This is a genomic window from Micromonospora sp. NPDC023737, assembly GCF_040639715.1.
In the GTDB taxonomy this organism is placed as follows: domain Bacteria; phylum Actinomycetota; class Actinomycetes; order Mycobacteriales; family Micromonosporaceae; genus Micromonospora.
The window spans coordinates 282,558-307,051 of record NZ_JBFAAL010000006.1 but is presented as its reverse complement, the minus strand read 5'-3'; the positions used below and the strand labels follow the sequence as shown (position 1 = coordinate 307,051).

General features: G+C 71.7%; 19 protein-coding genes and 1 riboswitch. Of the genes, 6 read left to right on the top strand and 13 right to left on the bottom strand.

Annotated features, from left to right (window positions below):
* Positions 1-53: 53 nt before the first annotated feature.
* The gene (locus AB0F98_RS16680) at positions 54-2,426 is read left to right on the top strand and encodes a beta-N-acetylglucosaminidase domain-containing protein (protein ID WP_357735517.1); all 2,373 of its coding nucleotides are present in this window, start codon (positions 54-56) and stop codon (positions 2,424-2,426) included.
* Positions 2,427-2,551: 125 nt separating this feature from the next.
* Here AB0F98_RS16680 and AB0F98_RS16675 read toward each other — a convergent pair whose 3' ends face one another.
* The 5 genes from AB0F98_RS16675 to AB0F98_RS16655 form a co-directional block, all read right to left on the bottom strand.
* Positions 2,552-2,884, bottom strand: coding sequence for a putative quinol monooxygenase (locus AB0F98_RS16675; RefSeq protein ID WP_357735513.1), 333 nt, complete (start codon positions 2,882-2,884; stop codon positions 2,552-2,554).
* Positions 2,881-3,486 (bottom strand): GNAT family protein, encoded by a 606-nt coding sequence (locus AB0F98_RS16670; RefSeq protein WP_357735510.1) that lies wholly within the window; start codon positions 3,484-3,486, stop codon positions 2,881-2,883. The genes AB0F98_RS16675 and AB0F98_RS16670 overlap by 4 nt, the downstream gene beginning before the upstream one ends.
* 42 nt (positions 3,487-3,528) lie before the next feature.
* Complete coding sequence (locus AB0F98_RS16665) at positions 3,529-4,287, bottom strand: N-acetyltransferase (protein WP_357735507.1); 759 nt, start codon at positions 4,285-4,287, stop codon at positions 3,529-3,531.
* A gap of 259 nt (positions 4,288-4,546) precedes the next feature.
* On the bottom strand, positions 4,547-4,849 hold the full coding sequence (locus AB0F98_RS16660; protein ID WP_357735504.1) for a hypothetical protein: 303 nt from the start codon (positions 4,847-4,849) through the stop codon (positions 4,547-4,549).
* 258 nt (positions 4,850-5,107) lie between these two features.
* Complete coding sequence (locus AB0F98_RS16655; protein WP_357735501.1) at positions 5,108-6,124, bottom strand: methyltransferase; 1,017 nt, start codon at positions 6,122-6,124, stop codon at positions 5,108-5,110.
* A gap of 295 nt (positions 6,125-6,419) precedes the next feature.
* Positions 6,420-6,621: riboswitch (cyclic di-AMP (ydaO/yuaA leader) on the top strand.
* On the opposite strand from AB0F98_RS16655, the gene AB0F98_RS16650 reads away from it, so the two are divergent.
* The gene (locus AB0F98_RS16650) at positions 6,619-7,251 is read left to right on the top strand and encodes a transglycosylase family protein (RefSeq protein WP_357735498.1); all 633 of its coding nucleotides are present in this window, start codon (positions 6,619-6,621) and stop codon (positions 7,249-7,251) included. (Overlaps the previous riboswitch by 3 nt.)
* 204 nt (positions 7,252-7,455) lie before the next feature.
* Here AB0F98_RS16650 and AB0F98_RS16645 read toward each other — a convergent pair whose 3' ends face one another.
* On the bottom strand, positions 7,456-8,952 hold the full coding sequence (locus tag AB0F98_RS16645; RefSeq protein WP_357735495.1) for a hypothetical protein: 1,497 nt from the start codon (positions 8,950-8,952) through the stop codon (positions 7,456-7,458).
* A gap of 254 nt (positions 8,953-9,206) precedes the next feature.
* Between AB0F98_RS16645 and AB0F98_RS16640 the strand changes: the two genes are divergently transcribed.
* Entirely contained in the window at positions 9,207-9,638 is a 432-nt protein-coding gene (locus AB0F98_RS16640; protein ID WP_357735492.1) for a Fur family transcriptional regulator, read from the top strand.
* 33 nt (positions 9,639-9,671) lie between these two features.
* Positions 9,672-11,903, top strand: coding sequence for a catalase/peroxidase HPI (katG, locus tag AB0F98_RS16635; RefSeq protein ID WP_357735489.1), 2,232 nt, complete (start codon positions 9,672-9,674; stop codon positions 11,901-11,903).
* Positions 11,904-12,224: 321 nt separating this feature from the next.
* On the opposite strand, the gene AB0F98_RS16630 is transcribed toward katG, so the two are convergent.
* Entirely contained in the window at positions 12,225-13,058 is an 834-nt protein-coding gene (locus AB0F98_RS16630) for an aldo/keto reductase (RefSeq protein ID WP_357735486.1), read from the bottom strand.
* A 429-nt stretch (positions 13,059-13,487) separates the two neighbouring features.
* Between AB0F98_RS16630 and AB0F98_RS16625 the strand changes: the two genes are divergently transcribed.
* Entirely contained in the window at positions 13,488-16,868 is a 3,381-nt protein-coding gene (locus tag AB0F98_RS16625) for a BTAD domain-containing putative transcriptional regulator (RefSeq protein ID WP_357735483.1), read from the top strand.
* Between the two features lie 236 nt (positions 16,869-17,104).
* Positions 17,105-17,773, top strand: a complete 669-nt coding sequence (locus AB0F98_RS16620; protein ID WP_357735480.1) for a hemerythrin domain-containing protein — start codon at positions 17,105-17,107, stop codon at positions 17,771-17,773.
* Between the two features lie 215 nt (positions 17,774-17,988).
* Here the strand turns inward: AB0F98_RS16620 and AB0F98_RS16615 are convergent, their stop codons facing one another.
* From AB0F98_RS16615 to AB0F98_RS16590, 6 genes are all read right to left on the bottom strand, one after another.
* Complete coding sequence (locus AB0F98_RS16615) at positions 17,989-19,017, bottom strand: SEC-C metal-binding domain-containing protein (RefSeq protein WP_357735477.1); 1,029 nt, start codon at positions 19,015-19,017, stop codon at positions 17,989-17,991.
* Positions 19,018-19,194: 177 nt separating this feature from the next.
* Positions 19,195-19,848, bottom strand: coding sequence for a response regulator transcription factor (locus AB0F98_RS16610; RefSeq protein ID WP_357735474.1), 654 nt, complete (start codon positions 19,846-19,848; stop codon positions 19,195-19,197).
* Positions 19,845-21,071 (bottom strand): histidine kinase, encoded by a 1,227-nt coding sequence (locus AB0F98_RS16605; RefSeq protein ID WP_357735471.1) that lies wholly within the window; start codon positions 21,069-21,071, stop codon positions 19,845-19,847. Before AB0F98_RS16605 ends, AB0F98_RS16610 begins: the two co-directional genes overlap by 4 nt.
* A gap of 78 nt (positions 21,072-21,149) precedes the next feature.
* Positions 21,150-22,124 carry a hypothetical protein gene (locus AB0F98_RS16600; protein WP_357735468.1) on the bottom strand — a complete coding sequence of 325 codons (975 nt, stop codon included), beginning with the start codon at positions 22,122-22,124 and terminating at the stop codon, positions 21,150-21,152.
* Between the two features lie 210 nt (positions 22,125-22,334).
* A complete protein-coding gene (locus tag AB0F98_RS16595; RefSeq protein WP_357735465.1) occupies positions 22,335-22,784 on the bottom strand; it encodes a hypothetical protein in 450 nt (149 codons plus the stop codon).
* A gap of 22 nt (positions 22,785-22,806) precedes the next feature.
* A complete protein-coding gene (locus AB0F98_RS16590; protein WP_357735462.1) occupies positions 22,807-23,997 on the bottom strand; it encodes a serine hydrolase domain-containing protein in 1,191 nt (396 codons plus the stop codon).
* Between the last annotated feature and the right edge of the window lie 497 nt (positions 23,998-24,494).

Genomic DNA, 24,494 nt, shown 5'->3' with positions numbered 1-24,494 from the left:
GATGATTGCCGTACCCGATCCGCTTCCGCCGGTATCCGTGCCGGGAGGAACCAGTGAGGACCCACCCCCGCCTGTCGCGTAGGTTGGCCGGCGTCGCCACCGCCGGGCTGACCGCCGCGCTGCTGGCCGTGCCGGCACCGGTCACCGGCGCGCCGCCGGCCGGCCCGTTACCCCAGGTCACCCCCGCGCCGCAACACATCAACCGGGCCGGACCGGACGTCGTCGTCCCCGGCCGGGTCGAGCTGGTCGCCGGTTCGGGTACCGACGCGGCCGCGCGGCAGCTCCTCGTCGATCTACTGCGCGGCCACGGCGTCGACCGGGTCGACGTGGTGAGCGAGCCGTCGGGCCGGGCGCCGCTGTCGATCCGGCTCGGCCCGGCGGACCGCGCGGACGTCGCGGCCGCGCTGCAGACCGCCGCGCCCGAGCACGCCGAGGCGTACGCGCTGAACGTCACCCGCTCCGGCGCGCCGCTCGGCCGGGTCGCCCTCGGCGGCGCGGACGCCGCCGGCCAGTACTACGCCGTGCAGACGCTGCGGCAGCTCTTCGTGCCCGGCGGCGACGGCGGCTGGCGGATCGCCGGTGCCACGGTGCGGGACTACCCGGCCATGCCGCTGCGGGGCACGATCGAGGGCTTCTACGGCGAGCCGTGGAGCCACCAGGAGCGGCTCAACCAGCTCGCGTTCTACGGGGCGGTCAAGGCGAACACCTACATCTACGCACCGAAGGACGACCCGTACCACCGGGAGCGGTGGCGTGAGGCGTACCCGGCGCCGAAGCTGGCCGAGCTGAGCGAACTGGTCGGCCAGGCGGCCGCCCATCACGTCCGCTTCACCTTCGCGCTGTCGCCCGGCAACACGATCTGTTACAGCGGTGCGGCCGACCGTTCCGCCCTGCTCACCAAGTTCCAGTCGATGTACGACATCGGAGTACGCGCCTACTCCATCCCGCTGGACGACATCTCCCTACGTTTCAACTGCCCGGAGGACAGCGCCCGCTACGGCGCCGCCAACCAGGGCAGCGTCGGCCGGGCCCAGGCCGAGCTGCTGAGCTACGTCCAGGACGCGTTCGTCGACGCCCACGAGGGCACGCAGGCGTTGCAGACCGTCCCGACGCAGTACGGCGACCTGACCGAGACGTCGTACAAGCAGTCCTGGCGTACCTACCTCGATCCCGAGGTCGTGGTGATGTGGACCGGCACCGCCGTCGTACCGCCGAGCATCACGATCAGCCAGGCCGAGCAGGTCTCGCAGCTGTTCGGCCGCAAGGTGTTCGTCTGGGACAACTACCCGGTCAACGACTACGGCAACACCAGTGGCCGGCTGCTGCTCGCGCCGTACGACAAACGCGAAGCGGGACTGTCCGAGCACCTGGCCGGCATCGTGTCGAATCCGATGAACCAGGCCGCGGCGAGCAAGATCGCGATCTTCGGCTTCGCCGACTTCACCTGGAACGACCGCGACTACGACCCGGCACGGAACTGGCGGGAGGCGATGCGTCACCTCAGCGGCGGTGACCCCGCCGCCACCCAGGCTCTGCTCGTCTTCGGCGACCTCAACCACCTGGCGCCGAGCTTCGGCGCCCCATGGCAGCCGCAGGCACCGGTCCTGGACGCGGCGATCCAGGCGTTCTGGACGGCCTGGCAGGCCGGTGACCGTGCCGCCGCGCTCAGCGACCTGCACCGCTACGTCGACCGGATCACCACCGCGCCCGCCGTCATCCGCGCCGGTGCGGTCGATTCCGGCTTCGTCTCCGACGCCCGGCCGTGGCTCGACGCGACCGAGCTGTGGGGACAGTCGGCGCAGCGGATGCTGGACGCGCTGCGGGCCAGGCTCGACGGTGACGAGCCGGGCTCGGACGCGCTGGCCGTACAGTCGCAGGAACTGCAGGATCGGGCGCGGGCGGTGGTGGTCGATCCGCCCGACAACACGTGGGGCCGGGCACCGGTACGCATCGCCGACGGGGTGCTCGACACCTTTCTGATGCGTGCCCAGTTCGCCCTCGACCTGTGGGAACTCGGCGACGTGGAGAACCTCGCCATCGACGGCACGGCGACCGCCTCCAGCGTCGAGCAGGATCTCGACCGGCTGGCGGCGCGGTTCGTCAACGACGGCGACAACGGCACCCGGTGGGCGTCCGGGTACTCCGACACCGAGTGGGTTCAGGTCGAACTGGCCGAACCGGCAGTGGTCAGTGCTGTGACGGTCAACTGGGAGTCCGCCTGCGCCACGGCGTACCGGATCCAGACCTCGACGGACGGGGCCGACTGGCAGACCGTGCAGGACGTGACGGACTCCAGCTGCGCCCTCGACGTCGTGCGGCTCAGTGATGACACGCCGGTCCGCTTCGTGCGGATGCAGGGCGTCGACCGTAAGACGACCTGGGGCTACTCGATCTACGAGCTGGGTGTCTACGGCGCGGCCGGCTGACGGCACACCGACCCTCGCGGGCGCGGGATCGCCGGCCGGTCCTCAGTGATCGGCAGGACACGACCGAGGTCGTGTCCTGCCGATCCGGCTCCGCGGCGGGCTCCCGCCTGCCGTGCCCGGCGGTGTCAGGGGCGCTCCGGCACGGCCATCTCGCCGAGTTCGGACCAGTCGTCCTGCGGGACCGTCACGTTGACGATCTTCGGCGTCTCGGCGAGGTGCGGCGGCAGGGTCTGCTGTGCGGCCTGGAAGTGCGCCGACTGCACGTGTGCTCCGCCGGCGTCGGCGTCCCGGAACGCCTCGACCAGGACGTACTCCGTCGGGTCGTCGAGGCTGCGGGACCACTCGAACCACAGGCAACCCGCCTCGGCGCGGGTCGCGCGGGTGAAGTCGTCGACGATCTCGGGCCACCGGTCGGCGTGCTCCGGCAGCACCCGGAACTTCGCGGTAATGAAGATCATTTGGTTCCTTTCGGCTGGTCAGTAGCCAGGATCGCGTAACACAGTGAATCCCACCAGGCGCCCCGGACAAACAGGTGCTCGCGGAACCTGCCCTCCGCTCGCATCCCGATCTTCTCCAGCACCCGGTACGAGGCGGGATTGTCCGGCGAGGTGGTCGCCTGGATCCGGTGCAGCCCGGCCGTTCGGAACCCCAGCTCCACCAGGAGGGCGGCGAGTTCGGTGGCGAGCCCCTGCCCCCACCGGTCCGGATGGATGAGGTACCCGATCTCGCCGCGCCGGTGCTGGGCGTCGACGACGGCCAGCGTGCCCAGTCCCACCAACTGGCCGTCCGCGACCGCGGCGAGTTTGTAGAGTTCACGCTGCCGGCTGGTCGCATCCGCCTGCCAGGCGGGGATCGCGTCGCGGATCTCCGACGGTGACGGGGGCGCCTCGTCAAGGACTCGGTCGGCCACTCGTGGGTCGGCGAGGATCATGTGCAACGCGTCGGCATCCGCCTCGGTCAGCTCGCGTAGCGTCAGCCGCCGACCGCTGATCTGCACGGGAAACATCTTCCAATGATCGGCCAGCCCGGCCGACTTCGGTGCCCCGCGCTGCTCGCCCATCGGCGAAGATCCATCACAGGTGCCGGGAAGACCCGTCGGACGTCAGCCGACGGCGTACGAGAGCCGGTGCCGCACCCAGACGTTGGGCTCGACGTAGACCGCCTGATCGTGCGTCACGTCGCAGTGCACCGGCACTAGCGCATCCGGCACGCGTACCGGCCCGCTGACGTCGAAGGGCAGGCCGGTCCAGCGCCGCCAGTCGGCCAGCGTGCCGGCGATCGTCATCGACCGGGGCGCCACCCGTTCGATACGTCCACCCGCCCGTACGTGCACCCGCAGCCACGGATCGACCGGTAGACCGTCCGCGCGGACCTGGGCCGCGTACTCGGTCATCGACAGGTCCGGCCGGGTGTGCTTGCCGTTCGGGCGCACCGGCGCGACCAGGGTGTCGTAACCCTGCCGCACGGTGGCCCGGCGCATGGCGTCCAGCATCAGCGCGGACAGCCCGCTGCCGCGCCGGTCGGGTCGGATGCAGATCTCCAACGCGGAGACGATGTTGCTCTCGGTGCCGGTGAGCCGGTCGATGGTGGCCCGCTGGATCATCCGGTCCCAGCCGCCGTCGGGCAGTTCCGGCTCGGTCCAGCGCAGCGGCACCGCGTACGCCCGGGCGACCGCGCGTCCCGGCTCCGCCGGGTCGACGGCGGCGAACACGAACTCCGGATACAGGTCGTGGGCGACGCTGTAGTACACCGAACCCATCGGGTCCCAGAGCATGAACGGCGGCCACGCCCCGTCGAAGTCCTCCTCGAGCAGGGAAGCGAAGTCCGGGCGCTCGGCGAGGCTCGCGATGTCGAGAGTCACGGCCGCACGGTAGAGCGCTCGCGTGGCGGTACGCACCCCATATTCGATCGCCGGCTTCGCGGGCACGGTCCGTCGCTCGGAGGCGTGGCGGTCACCGCCCCGGCGGGCTGCGGTGTCCGGCGTCGCTCAGCTCCTGCGCCACCGGACCACCCGCAGCCGTACCCGAAGTGGCCACGCGCCGGCCGGCCCATCTGGGCCGCGGCTGGTACCCGTGCCGGGCGTGCCGCCCGGTCGCGTCACGAGGCCGCGCGGTCCTTCGTCACGCCGCCGTGCGGCGGGTTGCCGGCAGCATCGGGGCGGCGGACCAGCCGGTGGGGACGTTGAGTGTGACCGGCGCCGGGGCGTCGGCGTTGACGTCACCCCGCGCGGCGCGTAGCGCCCGCTGGGCGTTGTTCCACGCGGTGCACGGCCACGGTTCACCGGCGCACAGCAGGTTGTCGCAGCCGCCCTGGCCGTCGGGCTCGTGCGCGTCGGCCACCTCGAGGGCGAGCTTCCACAACAGCGGGTCGGTCACCTCGTCAGGGCGATCTGTGACGGCGTCACTGCGGTGTGTTTCGGACATGGCTATCCCCCCTGGGATTCGTGTCCGCCCTACCTTCACCACTGCCTCCCCCCGGTAAACCCCGGCGGCTGGGCGGACTGAGTTGCCGAGGTCTCCGCTCCGGATTGTGGCCCACCAGGCCCGATCCACCCAGCCCTGCGCGTCGACGTGTCGCAGTCGTCACGGGACGTTCGCCCCAATAGCCACCCGAGATCACTGTCCGCAGTGTCATGACGTCGTACGGTCACCGTCGTCGGGGTCTGCGCCGGCGGCGTCCGTTCAGGGACGGCGGGCCACCACCGCGCCGTTGGCGCCCGGAGCATCGAACGGCACGGTACGGATGTCGACGAAACCGCTCGCCGCGAGCCAGGCGGCGTACTCGGCTCCGGAGTAGTTCCGGCCGCCCTCCGTCTCGACCAGCATGTTCATGCCCATCAGCGCCGCCTCCGGCGGGCCGGTGCGCTCGTCGTTCAGCAGGAGCTCGCAGATGACGATCGCCCCGCCGGGCGGCAGCGCGGCGTGGCACTTCGTCAGCAGTGCCCGGTTCGTGGACTCGTCCCAGTCGTGCAGGATCATGCTCAGCAGGATGACGTCGTGTCCCCGCGGCAGCGCGGAGTCGGCGAGGAAGTCGCCGGCGACGGTGCTGATCCGATCGGTCAGGTCGGCGGCCGCGATCCGCTGGTCGGCGCGTACGAGGACGTGCGGCAGATCGAGCACGGTCGCCCGCAGGTCCGGCAGGTGCCGACACAACTCGATCGGGAACGCCGCCGCCCCGCCCCCGACGTCGAGCAGCGATCGGTGCGCGCCGAAGTCGTACGCGCCGGCCAGCGCCCTGGCGGTGAAGCTCGACGTGGAGTACATGGCGTCCCAGAACTGGCTGATCATCTCCGGGTCGCTGGTGTCGAACATCGACTGCTGGCTCTGCGGATCCCAGGTCAGCGGCCGGTCGGTGCGCAACGCGTCGGCGATGCGATGCCACGGCAGGTACGTGCGCAGGTCCGAGTAGCGGATCTGCCCGCCGAAGTAGTACGGGCGGCCCTCGACCAGGAACTGTTCGGCGAGCTCTGAGTTGCGGTAGCCGTCGCCCGCCCGCTCGAGCAGGCCGAGGGAGGCGCTCGCCGCCAGCAGCATGTCTGCCGGGCGTTCGGCCAGGCCGAACTCGGTGGCTGCCTGGTCGACGGTGATGGCGCGCCCACCGGCGAGCCGGGTGAACAGGCCGAGTTCGACGCCGACGGCGAGGGTTTTGAAGCCCCACACGCCGGCGACGAGACTCATCAGAGGAGTTGGACTGATCATGGGCACATCAGAGCATGCGCATATGTGGCGGATTTCGCCGGGCCCGATGGGGTCCCCGCGGTACGTACGGCGAGGCCGGAATCCGGTAGTGGCTCGTTCGACGGTCCGTGACCTCGCGCCACCCGTCATCGTCCAGATTGGGCGGTCCAGGCCGCGTGCCACCGATGCACGGCTCAGGCGGGCGCGCAACTCGAGCGCCGGCCGCCACGCGTGGCCCGGTGAACAACTTCACAGGAAGTGGGCAATCGCCCCGAATCCTGCCTAGCGTCGGTCGAGTTCGCCAACGTGAACACCGCGACCGGTAACGCCAAATCCTGCCGCCGATCGTCGGAACATCACCCAGGCAGGAGCGGGGGACCCACCGTTTCCCGGCGCCCACCGGCGAAGTCACCGGCTTCCCGCGTCAGGGGCGCCTCGGGGTGAAGCCGCCCATTCCGCGGCCGGGCACCTCAGCCCGAACCCGACAGCTCACCTCGTCGGCGTGGAGGAAATCCATGACATCTGCGTACCACGCCCGTCACCGTGCCGTTACCGCGCGTCGCGTCGCCGTCGGCGCCCTGGCCGCCGGAGCGGTGACAGGCGCCGTCGCGCTCTTCGGCGCCGCCCCCGCCCAGGCCGCGGTCAACTGGGACGCCATCGCTCAGTGCGAGTCCAGCGGCAACTGGCACATCAACACCGGCAACGGCTATTACGGCGGGCTCCAGTTCTCCCAGAGCACCTGGGAGGGGTACGGCGGCACGAAGTACGCCGCCCGCGCCGACCTCGCCACCCGTGACGAGCAGATCGCGATCGCCGAGAAGGTGCTCGACGGCCAGGGCATCGGAGCGTGGCCTACCTGCGGCAAGGAGGGTGGCTCGACGTCGTCGAAGTCGACTGGCGGGTCGAAGTCGACCGGCGGGTCGAAGCGCTCCTCGGGCGGCGGGTCGAAGTCGACCACCCACACCCAGCGGCACAGCACCTCGACCTCGACCGGCGGCACCTATGTCGTGAAGTCGGGTGACACCCTGTCGGAGATCGCCGGGACGCACCACGTGGCCGGCGGCTGGCACGCCCTCTACGAGCGCAACAAGCGCGTGGTCGGGGCCGACCCGGGCCTGATCTTCCCGGGTCAGCGGCTCAGCCTCTGACCGAGCACGCTTCCGAAGCGACCCGAGCCTTCGAGCACGTTCCGGCCCGGGTCGTCGTCGGCCTGAGCGGCCTCCGGGGCGGAAGGTTCTTCCGTCCCGGAGGCCGCTTGCCGATGGCGGTGCGTCCGGGTCGCGGTGATCGAGTTCCGGATCGGCGTGCGGTCCATCCCCCGCGGCACCGGCATCGGTCGCCCGGGCCCGCGCTCAGACGGCCAGTAGTCCGGCGAGGCTGAGTTGGTTGACGGCGGCGTCGATGTCGGCACCGAGCACGCGGGTAAAGAGGGCGGCCACCTCGCGGGTGGTGCCCCGGTGCGCGTTGAGCGCGGTCAGCAAGCCCCCGCACGCGGCGGCGGTGCCGGGACCGGTCTGGCTGGTCATCGCTCGCACGGTCTCGTCCGGGGTCCAGATCTGGGGGAGGGGAACGTCGAGTTCGCCGGACGTGTTCGTGGCGCCCCGGTACCACCGGCCGCCATCCCACCAGAGGCAGAACGTCAACAGGCCGTTGCGGTTACGGGTGTTGAGGACGCTGTCGGTGACCCAGGCGGGTGCTCCGGCGTAGAGGTCGGGCAGGGGCCGGCCGCCGTTGTAGGCGGCGTCGAGCAGCTCCGAGTTCCACTTCCCGCCGGAGAGGACCGCGCGTTCACCCGGGAGCAGGTAGAGGACCGATCCGCTGCGGCGGTCGCTCTCGTACCAGCCGTGCCCGGGGAAGATACGTGGTCCCCAATCCGACCTGACGCCGGCGTACACCGCCGAGAGCGCCGCCCACCGCGTCCAGACGTCCGGCAGGGAGGGGACATCGTCCACGACGGTGGCCGTGCGGCCGGCCGCGGCGTCGGCTGCTGCCGCGGCCGCCGCTCGTCGCGGGTCGCGGCCCTGTGCGGCGGGCCCGGCGACATACCCGGCGAGCCATACCGGTATCTGCGAGCGGGGATAGGCCGCCAGGTCGTTGCGGTAGTGCTCGGGCGGCATGAGTTGGCCGTCGGGAAAGGGCTCGTCGCCGTAGTCGTAGTCCACGGCCATCTCGCCACTGCTGGTGACGGTCAACAGCAGTCGCCACCACGGCCCGGCCGGCATCCGCGCGGCGACGTCTCGTTGATGACGGACCAACTCGCCGACCCGCGACGGGACGGGCACCGGCAGCGACCGGTCGCCGGACCAGAACACGAGGTGGGCGATCTCGGCGGAGACGGTGAACGCGAACTCGGCCGAGAACCGCTGCCATCCGGGAGGCCCGAGTTGAGCCAGCCGCTGCACGATCGGTTCGAGCAGCTGCGAGGCCTCCGCGGCGGTTCGGGCGTCGTCGGGTGGGTTGTCGACGACGGTGAAGCTGCTGACGGCCGATGGCTGTCCGGCCGCGGCCTGGTGGAAGGCCCGCTCGAACTCGGCCATGAACTGTGACTCGTCCGATCCGGCGGAGGCGTGCCCGTTCGCGATCTCCTGCACGGTGAACCGGTCCTGTGAGTGCTGCGGGGGGATCGAGGAGGAAACCTCCTCGATGCGCCCGGAGTCTCCCACCAGGAACACCGAGCGTCCCACCGGCATGTCGAGGAACGCCATGGGGTCGGTCTCGTCGACGGTGACCGGCGCGTAGACGCTCCAACCCGACTCGAAGCGATCCGCCGTCAACTCTTCGGTGGGATAGTCCAGGCCGTTGGACCGGATCCAGTTCGCCACCAACGAGATCGCTTGCGCCGCGTCCATGCGTGATCCTCCCGCCGGCGTTCACCCTATGGCGGGTGTCCGCGTGGCGGAAGAACCCCCGCGGTGCCGGCGTCGTGCGCGGGCAGTGGGCGGCGGGCGAGAGTGCCGACCCCATGGGCCGCAGGTTGCGCACGCCGGACGGGTGATCTGAGTCACCTGCGGAATCGGCGGGTGGCACCTGGCCTCGGGCGGGCCAGGGTGACGTCCAGCCCATAATCTTGACTGATTCCAAAAAACGAAGAAGACTGCGTGCCGTGTCCACGACTCCGGACTTCCAGCAACTGCTGCGCGGGGCCGCGTTACGCGTGACCCGTCCGCGTGTGGCGGTGCTGACCGCGGTGTACGCGCACCCGCACGCCGACACCGACTCGATCATCGGTGCCGTCCGCAGCGACCTTCCCGAGGTGTCCCACCAGACCGTGTACGACTCGCTGCACGCGCTGACGGCGACAGGTCTGGTGCGGCGGATCCAGCCGGCCGGCTCCGTGGCTCGCTACGAGTCCCGGATCGGGGACAACCACCACCACGTCGTGTGCCGGAACTGCGGCCTGATCGCCGATGTCGACTGCGCCGTCGGCGAGGCACCCTGTCTGACCGCATCCGACGACCACGGCTTCTCGATCGACGAGGCCGAGGTCGTCTACTGGGGCCGGTGCCCCGACTGTTCCGCCACACGTATCTCCTGATCCCCCTGATAAAAGAAGCACGGAAGGAACCCGATGTCCGAGAACCACGACGCCGTCGTCCACGACGCGGAAGCGGGAAGCGAGTCGCGCTGCCCGGTCGCGCACGGACGTGCCCCGCACCCGACTCAGGGCGGCGGTAACCGCGGCTGGTGGCCGAACCGGCTCAACCTGAAGATCCTCGCCAAGAACCCCGCCGTGGCGAACCCGCTCGGCGAGGAGTTCAACTACGCCGAGGCGTTCAAGTCCCTCGACCTGGCCGCCGTCAAGCAGGACATCGCGGAGGTGCTGACCACCTCGCAGGACTGGTGGCCGGCGGACTTCGGCCACTACGGCCCGTTCATCATCCGGATGGCGTGGCACAGCGCCGGCACCTATCGCGTCAGCGACGGTCGGGGCGGCGCCGGCGCCGGTCAGCAGCGCTTCGCGCCGCTGAACAGCTGGCCGGACAACGGCAACCTCGACAAGGCCCGCCGGCTGCTCTGGCCGGTCAAGAAGAAGTACGGCAAGAGCCTCTCGTGGGCCGACCTCATGATCCTCGCCGGCAACGTCGCCCTCGAGTCGATGGGCTTCAAGACCTTCGGCTACGCCGGTGGCCGGGTGGACGTCTGGGAGCCCGACGAGGACGTCTACTGGGGCCCCGAGACCACCTGGCTCGGTGACGAGCGCTACACCGGTGACCGGGACCTCGAGCAGCCGCTCGCCGCGGTCCAGATGGGCCTCATCTACGTCAACCCGGAGGGCCCGAACGGCAACCCCGACCCGCTGGCCTCGGCGCGGGACATCCGCGAGACGTTCGCCCGGATGGGGATGAACGACGAGGAGACCGTCGCCCTGATCGCCGGTGGCCACACCTTCGGCAAGACCCACGGTGCGGGTCCGACCGACCACGTCGGCCCAGAGCCCGAGGGCGCCCCGATCGAGCAGCAGGGTCTGGGCTGGAAGAACAGCTTCGGCACCGGTAAGGGCGCGGACACCATCACCAGTGGCCTGGAGGTCACCTGGACCTCGACGCCGACCAAGTGGACCACCAACTTCTTCTGGAACCTCTTCGGTTTCGAGTGGGAGCTGACCAAGAGCCCGGCCGGCGCGCACCAGTGGACGCCGAAGCACAACGGCGGGGCCGGGACCGTCCCGGACGCCCACGACCCGTCGAAGCGGCACGCCCCGGGCATGTTGACGAGTGACATCGCGCTGCGCGTCGACCCGATCTACGAGCAGATCTCGCGGCGCTTCATGGAGAACCCGGACGAGTTCGCCGACGCGTTCGCCCGGGCCTGGTTCAAGCTGACCCACCGCGACATGGGTCCGATCGCCCGCTACCTCGGCCCGGAGGTCCCCGCCGAAACGCAGGTCTGGCAGGACCCGATCCCCGCGGTGGACCACGAGCTCGTCGACGTCGAGGACGTCGCTGCCCTCAAGGCGCAGATCCTCGCCTCCGGCCTGACCGTGTCTCAGCTGGTCTCCACCGCGTGGGCGTCCGCGTCGACGTTCCGCGGCGGCGACAAGCGCGGCGGCGCCAACGGCGCCCGCATCCGGCTCGAGCCGCAGCGGAACTGGGAGGTCAACAACCCCGACGAGCTGGCCACGGTGCTGCGCACCCTGGAGGGCATCCAGGAGACGTTCAACGCCGCCCAGACCGGTGGGAAGAAGGTCTCGCTGGCCGACCTGATCGTCCTCGCCGGTGGCGTCGCCGTCGAGCAGGCCGCCCGTGCCGCCGGCTTCGACGTCGAGGTGCCGTTCACCCCGGGCCGTACGGACGCGTCGCAGGAGCAGACCGACGTCGAGTCGTTCGCGGCGATGGAGCCGACCGCGGACGGGTTCCGTAACTACCTGGGCAAGGGCCACCGCCTGCCGGCCGAGTTCCTCCTGATCGACAGGGCGAACCTGCTGACCCTGAGCGCGCCCGAGATGACCGTCCTCGTCGGTGGTCTCCGCGTCCTCGGTGCCAACCACGCGCAGTCGCCGGTGGGTGTCTTCACCGACAAGCCGGGTGCGCTGACCAACGACTTCTTCGTCAACCTGCTCGACCTGCGTACGACGTGGAAGGCGACGTCCGAGGACGCGAACACCTTCGAGGGTCGCGACAACGCCACGGGCGAGGTCAAGTGGACCGGTAGCCGCGCCGACCTCGTCTTCGGCTCCAACTCGGAGCTGCGGGCGGTCGCGGAGGTCTACGCCAGCGACGACGCGCGGGAGAAGTTCGCGCAGGACTTCGTGAAGGCGTGGGTCAAGGTCATGAACCTGGACCGGTTCGACCTCGTCTGATCGATCCGCGACGGCCAGGCCGGCCTCCCGTGTGGGGGCCGGCCTGGCCGCTTCTGCGTCCGGCGGGTTCGACGGCGACGGTCCGGACGCTCAGCAAGTCGCCGACCCGTATCGCCCTGGGTCGCCTGCGTCGGGACAAGGTGGCGATGGTTTGCGCGATCTACATCCTGATCGCGATCTTCGCGCCGCTGCTCGCCCGACGTCGGCGGTGGGCGGGCCGCGGCCTGTCACTTCGCCGAGTCGGCGGAGCCGGTGTCCGCGTAGACCCGCCCGTGGTTCGCCGCCACTCGGCGGGCGGGCGTCCCGGCGCCGCCCGCCGGCTCAGAACTCCTCGTACTCCGCCGGGTCCTGATCCTTGAGGCGACCGTCGGGCCGGCCCAGCGCGGTGATGGCCTCGACCTCGGCGTCGGTGAGCTTGATGCCGAAGATGTCGAGGTTCTCCTGCTGCCGCTGCGGCGAGGCGGCCTTGGGCAGCGGAATCACCTGACGGGCCACGTGCCAGGCGAGGATGGTCTGCGCCGGGGTGACGCCGTGGGCGGTCGCGATCTCCATGATCGCCGGGTTCTCCTGCAGGTCGTTGCCCCGGCCGAGTGGACTCCACGCCTGCACGAGGATTCCGTGGGCGCGGTGGTAGTCGATGGCCTCCTGCTGCGGGAAGTACGGGTGGATCTCGATCTGGTTGACGACCGGGGCCACGCCGGTTTCGGACAGCAGCCGATCGATGTGCTCGGGCAGGAAGTTCGACAGGCCGATGTGCCGGACGAGGCCACGCTCGCGCGCCTCGATCAACGCCCGCCACGCCTCCACGTACAGGCCGACCTTCGGGTTGGGCCAGTGGATCAGGTACAGGTCGATCTGGTCGAGACCGGTGCGGTAGACGCTCTCCTCGATCGTGGTCAACGCCTCGGCGTGGCGGTGGTGCCGCCCCGGCAGCTTCGAGGTGACGACGAGTTCGTCCCGGCCGCCGGCGGCGCGGGTGGCCCGGCCCACCGCACCCTCGTTCTCGTAGTTCACCGCCGAGTCGATCAGCCGGTAGCCGGCTCGGATCGCGTGGCCGATCGCGTCGACCCCCTCGGCGCCGGTCAGCTTGTACGTGCCCAGCCCGATCGCCGGCAACGCGGTGCCGTCGGCGGCGGTCAGATGCGGAATCGCCATCGTCGAGGTGCCTTCCCTTCGAGCCTGATCGACCGGCCCCGGGGTGGCCGCCCGCCGGGCGGCTCGGGTCCTCGGTACCGGTCTCGTGACCCTACCGCTCGTAGCTGACCTGGTCGGGCCGGAGGGAACGGGACGCCGCCAACGTGCCCCGGCTCGGGTTCGACGCCCGGCGTTGCCGGTGTCAGGCGAGGTCGCGGTGCTTCAACTTGGCTCGGCCGCCGTCCGGATGGTGCCAGACGACGCCCTCGTACCGCCGGTGGGCCAGCAGCCACGCGCGTAGGCCGTCCACGTCGCGTGGCACCTCCCGCCTCTCCGCCGTCACGGTGCCGGGGGCGTGGCCTGAGCGGCTCGCCCCTTTCGGTGACTTGGGTGACCTCCCCGGGCGGAAGGTCCGGGGGTCGGTACGACGCCGATACGATCGACGTCGTCATGCTGCTGCGGGTGCTCGGGCCCCTCGAGGTCGAGGTCAACACGGGCGGAACGGTCGACCTCGGTGGCCCCCGCCAGCGTGCGGTACTCGCGCTGCTGCTGTCGGCCCGCGGCGAGGTCGTCTCCGTCGGTCGAATGATCAACGACCTGTGGCGGGGTGATCCGCCGCCCCGGGCGATCGCCTCCCTCCAGGCGTACGTGTCGAATCTGCGCCGCCTGCTGGAGCCAGGCCGGGAGCGTCGGGTGCCGGCCCGGTTGCTGGTGACCGCGCCGCCCGGCTACGCGCTGCGGCTACCCGCCGACGCCGTCGACGCGGGGCGCTTCGAGGCGATGCTCGCCGAGGCGCGTTCGGTCAGCTCCGCGGATCCGGGCCGCGCCCGCCTGCTGCTGACCGGTGGTCTCGACCTGTGGCGCGGCCCGGCGTACGCCGAGTTCGCCGGGGAGCCGTGGGCCCAGCCGGAGGTGACCCGGCTGGAGGAGCTGCGTTTCGCCGCTCGGGAGCTGCTGCTCGACGTGACCCTGCGTTCGGGCGCCGCCGCCGAGGCGGTGGCGGAGGCGGAGGTGTTGACGAGGCAGGCGCCGCTGCGCGAGGAGAGCTGGCGGCTGCTGGCGTTGGCGTTGTGGCGTGCGGGCCGGCAGGGTGACGCGCTTGCCGCGCTGCGGCGGGCACGGGAGACCCTGGCGGAGGAGTTGGGCCTGGACCCGGGTCCGGCACTGGTCCAGTTGGAGATGGCGATCCTCGGTCAGCGTCTCGACCTGCTCCCGCCGCCGGTCGCCCCGGCCCCTGCGGCGGTCGGTTCGCCGGCTGACGGGGCGTCGGCTCCGCCGACCGGGCCCGCCGCGACGTCCTCCGGCACCGCGACGGCGGAGGCGACGCCAGAGACGTCGCATCGTCCCGAGGCGGTTCCCGACGAGCTGTTCGTCGGGCGCGAGGCGGAACTCGCCACGTTGCGGCGGGCGGCCACCGAAGCAACGGGCGTCGGCCCGCGGATCGTGCTGGTCAACGGGGAGGCCGGCGCCGGCAAGACCAGCCTGCTCGCTCGCCTCCGGGACGAGTTGGCCGCCCAGGGTTGGCTGGTCACGGTCGGCCGCTGTCCCGAGGTCGAGGGTGCCCCACCGGCGTGGGCGTGGGTCGAGGCGCTGCGGCAGCTCGCCGGGGCAGCACCGCCCGGGGACCTGGAGCCGACCCTCGCTCCGCTGCTGGGCGAGGGTGAGCTGGGCGGGGACGTGGCGGCCGGCCGGTTCCGGCTGCACCGGGCAGTCGTTGCCTGGCTGCGGGCTGCCGCCGCCAGTCGTCCCGTCGCCGTCGTTCTCGACGACCTGCACGCGGCCGATATCGAGACGCTGCTGCTGGTCCGCAGCGTCACCGAGTTGACCGACGGGGCCATCCTGTTCGTCGCGGCATTGCGGCCGGCAGAGAACCGCGAGCGGCTCGCCGAGGCGATGGCGGCGCTGGCCCGCCGGTCACCGCGCCGGATCCACCTGGGCGGGCTGTCGCCGGCTGAAGCCGGGCGGCTCGTCAGCAGCGTCGCCCGCGCGGCCGTCGACGCGGCCACGGTCGCCGCGCTGGCGGAGCGTACCGGCGGCAACCCGTTCTACCTCCGCGAGTCGGCACGGTTGCTCGCTGCCGAAGGCACCCTCGTCGCGACGAGTGACGTGCCGGAGGGCGTACGCGATGTGTTGCGTCGCCGTCTCGCCCGGCTGCCACCAGCGGCGGTGGCGGTGCTGCGGCTCGCCGCGGTCGTCGGGCGGGAGGCGGACGTGGCGACGCTCGTGGAAGCCGCCGACACCGACGAGACCACGGTCGTCGACGGGCTGGAGGCGGGCCTCGCCGCCGGACTGCTCGTCGAGCCGGCGCTCGGGCGGGTGCGGTTCGTGCACGGCCTGGTACGCGACACCATCTACCAGGATCTGTCCCAACTGCGGCGGGCCCGGATGCACGCCCGCGTCGCCGCCGTCACCCGCCGGTCGCGTCCCGACGACCATGCGGCGTTGGCCCACCATTACGGGCGTGCCGCGTCGGCCGACACCGCGCCGCTGGCCGTCGACCACGCGGTCCGCGCGGCCGAGCTGGCGCAGCGGCGGTACGCGTACGACACGGCGGTCGAGCTGCTCACCCACGCGGTGGAGGCGTCCGCAGCCGTCGACGGGGACCGGGACGCGCTGCGGGTCGACCTGCTGGGCCGGCTGCTGCGTGCGCAGGCGCGGGCCGGTGCGTTGGCCGCCGCCCGGCAGATCCGGGCCGATGTGGTCGACGTCGCGGTCGCGTCCGGCCGGGACGAGCTGCTCGTCGCGGCGTTCACCGCGTGGACGGTGCCCACGCCGTGGCTCACCCGTCCGTACGGTGTGCTGGACCAGCGGATCGTCGACCTGCTCGCCCGGCTGCTGCGTCGGCGCGACCTGGAACCGGTGGTTCGCTGCCGGCTCCTGGAGGCGCTGACCGTCGAGCTCGACGGTGAGGCGGACCCCCGCGGTCCGCAGGCCGGGCGGGAGGCGCTGACGATCTCGCGCGGGCTGGACGACCCGGAACTGCGGGCCCTCGGGCTGGCCGCCCGGGTCCGTACCCTGTCGTACGAGTTGGAGGCGGCGCAGCGGCGGGAACTGGCCTTGGAGCTGCGCGACCTCGCCGACGAACACGGGCTGGTGGCGTACCGGTGGCTCGCCGAGCAGGTGATCGGCCAGGCCGCCGCCGCGCTGAACGAGCCGGCGGAGGTACGCGCCAGCGTCGCCCGGCAGGGGGAGATGGCCCGCACGTACCAGCTCAACGAGGCATGGGCGATCCACCTCACCTCCCGGGCCGGTCTCGCGCACGTGGCCGGCGATTTCGCCGCCGCACAGCGGTACTACGGCGACGCCGCGGCCGAGATGCGGCGGCAGGGCTCGTTGCACGGCGACAGCCTCGACTACTTCGCCGGGGCGACCCTGCTGCTCAGCCAGGGGCGTCTCGGCGAGCATCTGGAGGCGACCCGGCGGGCACGCGAGGTGTTCGGGCCGATGGTCGACGACCTGCTGGCGCTGGCGCTGATCGAGAGTGGACGGGCCGACGAGGCGCGGGCGATGCCGCTCGGCGAGCACACCTACCGTCCCGACTACGTCCGCTCCCTGCTGCTCACGGTGCGCGCGCTGGCCGTCGTCGCCCTGGACCGCAGGGACCTGGCGCAACCGCTGATCGACGACCTGCTCCCGGTACGCGACCAACTGGCCGGATTCTGCACCACGAACTTCGTGGTGCGTCCGGTCGCGTTGACGCTCGGGGAGCTGTTCCGCCTGCTCGGGCGTACCGAGGAGGCGACGCGGCACTTCACGCTCGCGGCCACGGTGGCCCGCCGGTGGGGCTCGCCGCACTGGTTGGCGGAGGCGACGGAGGCGTTGACGGCCTGACCTCGGCCGGGCCGACGCCGGGCGGGGCGTCCATGGCGGTCGCCACCGGTGCGGCGGCGGTTGGTGGATTCCAAGCCGACCCCAAGTGACGCCCGAGAAGATCAACCCGTGTGTGCCTGCGGCGGTGTCCGATGTCCGGAGCCGTCGTTCCGGAGCGGGGGCGCCGAGGCACGCACGGGTGAACGCAGTTGAATCCCGTTCGAAAGGTCGCCGTGAACCGGAACCAGCACGAAGCCATGGCCGATATCCGTGACATGTACATGGCGCACGCCGCGTTGCGTCGCGAGTTCGACCTGCTTCCACAGCTCGTCCGCGAGGTCACGCCCGGGGACACCGGACGCGCCGCTCTCGTCGGCGAACACGCCGAGCTGCTGTGCCACGTCCTGCACCGGCACCACGAGGGCGAGGACCTGGAGTTGTGGCCGCGACTGCACGAGCGTGCCGGTGCGGCGGCCGAGGCCATCGTCTCGACCATGGAGACGCAGCACCACGCCATCGAGGAAGCCCACGCGGAGGTGGTCCGGCTGCTGCCCGGCTGGCGGGGCACCGCGCAGGGCGGCACCGAACTCGCCGACGCCCTGGAGCGCCTGCGTGCCGCTCTGGTCGAGCACATGGCCATGGAGGAGAAGGAGATCCTCCCGTTGGCCGAGAAGTACGTGACCGCGGCCGAGTGGAAGAAGCTCGGTGAGCACGGGATGGCGAGCACGCCGAAGAAGGACATCCCGCTGGTCCTCGGCATGGTGATGTACGAGGGGGACCGCGAGGTGGTCAACGAGGTGCTCGCGGACGCGCCGCTACCGGTCCGGCTGCTCATGCCGATCATCGGACGCCGTCGCTACGCCGCCCACGCTCGGCGGATCCACGGAACCGCCACGCCGCCGCGCATCGGCGCGCACGCGCGTTGAGCGAGCCCGGTCCCTGGGCTCGCGACCAACGCCCACCTGCCGCGCTGTGAAAGGGGGAGACGTCATCCCGGTGCCGCGATGAGCGCCCGGCGCTCGATGCCGGCCGATGTCGTCTCGGGGTAGTTGCCGCCGGGACGTCGCCCGGCAGCAAGAGCCGCCCGAGGTGGACGTCCACCTCGGGCGGCTCGCGGTCGGTGGGACCTGGCGGCTCCGCGTCAGCTGCGCGAGCGCGGCAGGCAGCACTTCTTGTACTTGAGGCCCGAGCCGCACCAGCAGGCGTCGTTGCGCTCCGGCGGCCAGGGGATCCGCGCGTCGGGCCGCGTCGACAGCTCACCCGCGTACCCGGCCCGGGTCCGCTGATCCGCCGGTTCGCTGCCCTGCCGGTCGGCGTAGCCGGTCAGCCCGGCCACCGACGCGCGCAGCACGTGCAGGCCGAGACCGCCGGCGTCGGCCTGCCGGACCAGCTCCTTCTCCAGCCGGGCCCGGTGCTCGTCCCAGTTCGCCCCGTAGGTCTCGGTGAGCGTGGCCTGCTCGGTGAGCAGACGGTCGAACTCGGCCTGCGGGAAGAACAGCAGGTCGGTCTCCCCGGTCTGCTGGGCGCGGCGGACGAGCTGCGCCTCCAGCCGGTCGGCGAGGTCGTCGTTGCGGTCGTGCGGCAGGTTCAGGTTGCGGCGTACCCGGTGGCGCTGCTGCAACAGGAAGAACGTCACGCCCGGGGCCTCGGGCGGGCCGACCTCCACCACGGGTTCGGTGGCGGTGATCGCCTCGGCGGCCTTGGCGCGCTGGCCGAGGAGGGTGTCGAGGGCTTCGCTCAGCCATTCCTCGGAGGTCTTCGCGTGGCCGCCAGTCTCCAGCGCGGCGCTGACGTACGCGGGGGCGTCGGGCTGTTCGGTGAGGAGCGGGCGCAGCGCGGTGAGTTCGGCCATCGCCTCGTCCTCACGGCCGCCGGTGCGGAACAGGATCCGCGCCCGCACCGCCCGGGCGATTCCGGCCCGCGGGTCGTCGGTGGCGGGGAACGCCTTGACGGCCCGGTCGGCGTAGCGCAGCGCGGCGTCGAGCCGCGACCGGATCTCGGCGATCTCGGCGGCGAGGGTCAGCGCGTCCCCGGCGCTGTCGGGTTCCGCCAGCCGGCCCTGCTCCACCGCGTCGGCCAGGTCGGCGGCCACGCCGAGCGGGTCGGCCGCCCCGAGCGCGGTGCGGCGGATTTCGGCGAGGTCGGCGGTTGTGATCACGTCTTTCGGCACGATCTCACGGTACGTCCGGAACGGCCGTAACCGCCGCATGATCACCTGTTACGCCGCTCTCACGAAGGTGGCGGAGCGCCGGATCGTGGCGCCGGTCCGGTGTTCCGCATTCCGACACCACGGGACAGATGGGGCGCTGCCGAGTGATGTGACGCCGCGCCCGACCCGGTAGGTGGTTCAGCCCTCGACGGTCAGGCCGGACTGCGCGGCCAGCAGCGCCAACCGGATCCGGTTCCCCGCGCCCGTCTTGGCCAGCAGGCTCGTCACGTGGGTCTTCACCGTGGTCACCCCGAGATGCAGCCGATCGGCGATCTCCCGGTTGGAGAGCCCCGCTCCGACGCAGGCGAGTACGTCCCGCTCCCGGGCCGTCAGGGTCGCCGGCAGCGACGCGCCTGGCGCCGCACCGATCCGCGCCCGGACCGCCTGGTCGACCAGGCGACGCAACACCGCCGGGCTGAACGGGGTGTCGCCGGCCGCCGCCTGGCGTATCGCGGCCAGCAGCTCGTCCGGGGAGGCGTCCTTGACCAGGAAACCGCAGGCGCCGGCGGCGAGCGCCGGGAACAGGTGATCGTCGTCGTCGAAGGTGGTCAGCACCACCACCCGGACGGCGGGCCGGTTGGCGAGGATCCGTGCTGTCGCGGCGGTTCCGTCCACGAGCGGCATCCGCAGGTCCATCAGCACCACGTCGGGCGTGACCTGCTCGGCCAGCCGGATCGCCTGCTGCCCGTTCTCCGCCTCACCGACCACCGTCAGGTCCGGCGCCGAGTCGCAGAGCATGCGCAGGCCCGCCCGGACCAGCCGCTGGTCGTCGACGAGCAGCACGCGGATCATCGGCCGGCCCCCGCCGGCAGGACGGTCCGCAACCGCCACCCGGAACCGTCCGGCCCGGCGACGAGGCTGCCGCCGAGCAGCTCGACTCGCTCCCGCATCCCGGTCAGCCCGTGCCCGGCCTCGGCCACCGCCGGCCGTGCCTCCGCGCGCCGTGGGCCCCGACGGGCTCCGCCGCCGTCCACATCGCGGCGAGCGCCGACGTCCGTGCCACGACCGCCTCCGTCGTCGCTGACCTCCCAGTGCACGTCCCCGTCGCGCATCCGTACGCACACCCGCGCCCGCGCCGCCGGCCCGGCGTGCCGGGCCACGTTGGCCAGTCCCTCCTGCGTCAATCGAAGAACCGCCAACCCGCGTACGGCGTCCAACGTCGCCACCTCCGGGTCGATCGTCGCCTCCACCGTCAGGCCGGTCTTCACGGCCCGGTCCACCGTCTCCGCGAGCGCCTCGGGCAGGGCCCCCGGCTCGATCGGCACGTACCCCGAACCGTCAGCCACCAGAGCCGGGTTCCGCAGCACCGCCACCAGCCGCCGCAGGTCCGTCAGCGCGGTGCTGCCGCTGGCGTGCAGGTCGTCGAAGACCTCGCCGACCCGTGGGTCGGTGTCCCGCAGGACATGTCGGGCCACGCCGACCCGCAGCACCATCGACGCGACGTGGTGCGCCACGAGGTCGTGCAGTTCGCGGGCGATGGCGGCACGTTCACCGGTCCGGGCGGCCCGCGCCTCGACCGCTACCCGCTGTTCGGCCTGCCGGGCCAGCTCGCGCCCGGCCCGGATGTTCAAACCCAACAGCAGCGGCACCCCCACCACGGTCACCACGCCGTACAGCCACTTCGGCAGGCCCCACGGCAACTCGTCCAGGGAGTCGGCGAGGTAACCCACGAGCAGGGCCCCGGTGCCGACGGCCACCTGCCGCATCGGCACCCGCAGGGTCAGCTCCAGGACCGCCCAGGTGGCACCCACCTGCGGCACGATCGGCTCGGCCTGACCGAACCAGACCGCGAGGGCGAACACCAACGCCGCGCTGAGCGCGCCCGGGAACGGCCACCGCACGCCGACCGGGCACAACGCGAGAGCGGCCGCCGCGAACGCCCAGTCGACCGGCGTGTAGGGGTCGGTGGCAACCGGGCGGATCAGCAGGTAACCGACGCCGCTCAGGGAAAGCAGGGTCAGCCGCAGCCACGCGTACCGGTCGTCGAACAACCGCGACACCCAGCGTGTGACCACCATGTCAGCGTAGGCCCGCCGGCCCGGCGGCGGGGATACCACCGGACCGGACCGACGTGGCTTCCGCGGCCGGGCTGATCACGCGTACACCTCGGGACGCTCGTCCTGAATCGACGGTGCCGGCGCGGGCCGGCGCAGCGCGAGCAGGACGCCGGCGGCCGTGACCGTGGCGAGCGTCCCGGCCGCGACCAGCGTCACGCCGTCCGGGTGGATCAGCGGCTGACCGCGCAGCGCCTGCCAGGTCACCAGTACGACCAGACCGGCGTACGCGCCGGCGGCCACCACCATCAGCCGGAGCCGTACCCGACCGTCGCGCAGCCGGGGGAGCCGCCCGGCCAGCAGACCGATCCCGATCGCGAGCAGCGGCAGCACCTGCAGGGCGTGCATGCCCACGAAGTGCGGGATCCGCAGATCGCCGCCGGTGGTGCTCCAGCCGGTGACCGGCATTCCCGGTCCTCCGTCGGGGACCCCGACGCTGTGCGCCCCCACCAGGGTGACCGGGTCGGCCGCCTCCTGCCCGGGCGTCGGCAGCACCATCAGGTAGCCGAGGCCCATCCCGACGAGCGCGATGAGCAGACCCAGGCGCAGGGTCCAGGCGATCGCCCGGTCGGGCATCCGCTGGACCATCAGCAGTACGACGAGCACCAGCGAGGCGCTGTACAGCACGGCGATCAGCAGGGCCATCAGCCCGAAGATCGCCGTGTCCAGCGGGGTGGCGACGTTGAAGTGGCTCTGCTGACCCCGGCCCGCCTGTACCGCGATCAGCCCGACCTCGACGAGCCCGGTCACGGCGACGATGGTTCCGGCCCACCAAGCGATCCGCCGGCCGCGCCGCATCAGCGAGATCAGCCAGGACAGGGTCACGACGTAGACGAAGAACGACAGGGCGAACTTGAACGGCTTCAGCCAGATCGGCGCCCCGACCAGCATCCGGTCGTCGACGACGAGGCCGACCAGGGAGACGAGCCCGAGCGCCACCATCGTGGCGGCCACGAACATCAGCGGCCGGTGCCAGTGGTACGCCTGCCGCAACGAGACTGGTGAGTACGTCATGCACTCACGGTCGCCGAACCGGGGCGTCGAAGCGCCCGCCCGCGGTCCCGAACCCCGGCCTCCGGTACGAGCGGTCCTCCTACCGCGGTAGGAGGCCGGCGTCGTCTCCGTCATCGCCGGGGTCGATCGAGCGAGAGTAGGCGTACGAGCAGGCTCCGTCCTCCGCCGGAGGCGTCTGGAAGGGACCCTCGCCCACCTGTCAGGGCCGGCTCAGACCGCCTCCGGTGGGCGGGGCCGCTGTTGCAGATATCTCCGGGCACGTGGCAGCGGGTCGTGCGCGTACTGCTCCGGCAGCCGGTGGTTCTGCGCGGCGCAGAAGTCCCGAAGCGTCGACGTGATCGGCAACAGTTCCCAGCTCGGCTCTGGTTCGTACTCGGCGGTGGCGCGTAGCAGCTCGGGCAAGGGTGTCCAGCCATCGTGGTCGAAGGCCCAGCGGCCGTTGCTGATGATCACGTGGCTGACGTAGGGCTCAAGGTGCTGACGTAGTCCCGTGATGCCGAAGCCTGCGGCGGCGTACCGCTCGGCGGCGACCCAGGCGAGCACATGGCACGCGCCAGCCGCGAAGAACGCCTGGTCCGTCCGGTGCCAAGCCAGCAACTGATCGACGCGTTCGGCTTGCGTACGGCGGAACCTGGCTGCGGCGGTGTACGGCGTGCCCATGCCGGGAGTATCGCCCGCGCTGTCAGTCGTCGATCGCTTGGTAGACAGCGGTCCAGAGGTCGTGCCACATCGGCAGTCTCTGGTCGCCCGCGTGCGCCCGCTGCATCATGAAGATCGCCGTCAGGTCCTCGGCGGGATCGTTGTACCAGGCGGTGCCGTAGAAGCCGGGCCATCCGTAGCTCCCGACCGAGGGGCCCAGGTGCGTGCGGCGGGTGCGGATCGACATCCCGAAACCCCACCCGATGGCGTCGAAGTACCCGGGCCAGAACCCGGAGATCGCCTTCTGCTCCGGGGTCAGGTGGTCGCTGGTCATCAGTGCCACGGACGGTCGGGAGAGCACCCGTTCGCCGTGGTGGGTGCCACCGGCGAGCAGAGCCGAGGCGAAGGCAAGGTAGTCGTCGGCCGTCGAGACGAGCCCGCCACCCCCTGATTGGAACGCTCGCGGTCGGCTGAACCGCCCGTCGGGGCCGTCTTCGACGACCGGCTCACCGGTGGTGGCGTTGTCGTGCTCGTACGCCGTCGCCAGCCGGCCGATGCTCTCACCGCTCACGCTGAATGCGGTGTCCTTCATGCCGAGTGGACCGCAGATCCGCTCGCGCAGAGCCTCCCCGAAGGACATTCCAGTGGCCCGGGCGATGAGCACGCCGGTCACGTTGGCGGCGATGTCATACATCCAACGCTCGCCTGGCTGGTGAACGAGCGGAAGCGCGCCGAGTTGACGCATCCACTCGTCCGGCGACGAATAGTCGAGCGCGTCCAGCGCGTCGGCGATCGGGACCGTTCCCGGCTCGGCAGGGACCATGCCGGTGCCGAGGGTGCCGGTCAGCAGATCACGCAGGGTGATGGGCCGTTTCGCCACGACGGTGTCTTCCAGCGGCCCGTGCGGATCGGCGAGCACGGTCATGCCCCCCAGTTCCGGGAGGAGGTCGTCGACCGGGTCATCGAGGCGGAGGGTGAGGTCTTCGACGAGCGTCATCGCGCACGCGGCGACGACCGGCTTCGTCATCGAGCCCAAGCGGCAGATCGTGTCGCTGGCCATCGGCGTCTTCGACCCTTGGCCCTCGAACGCGAGATGGCCCACCGCTTCCATGTGCACCGCGCCCTTGCGGGCGAGAACGGCCACCGCACCCGGGACGGATCCGGAGTCCACGTGACGCTCCAACAGCTCTCGCACCCGGGTCAGCCGTTTCGACGAAAAGCCATCAGCAGTCACCAGCGCCCTCCTCAACTCGTCTGTTCGCAAGCTACCCGCCGCGCGACGACCGCACGTCCCGCGAGGAGGTTGGGAAGTGAAACGCCGCCCACGTCGGCTGGGGAACAGGTTCGCCGGCGCCGCGGAGCCGTGTCCGAGTGCGGTTCGAACAGGACGACCCGGTAGTGGCTTCGCTCGCTGATGAATGGGTGCTCCGCCGAGCACTGGTTCCGAGAGCCCCCGCCGGTACCTCACTGGCGCCGTGGCTCGGGGCACAGGGCCTGTAGCTGAGGTGTCGACGTAAGCTCCGGGCTGTGGATGAACCACGGCCGACAGCCCGGCCTCTGTCAGCAGAGGAGGCTGGAGTTCTCCAGGCCCTGCTGGCCCAGGATTTCCCCGGCGTGGACGAACTGCGACTGCAATCGCAGGAGGTCCTGGCTCAGTCCAGCTGTGGATGCGGCTGCGGGACCATCTGGCTCCTGCCACAAGGCCTACACCTACCGCCCTCACGCGCGACG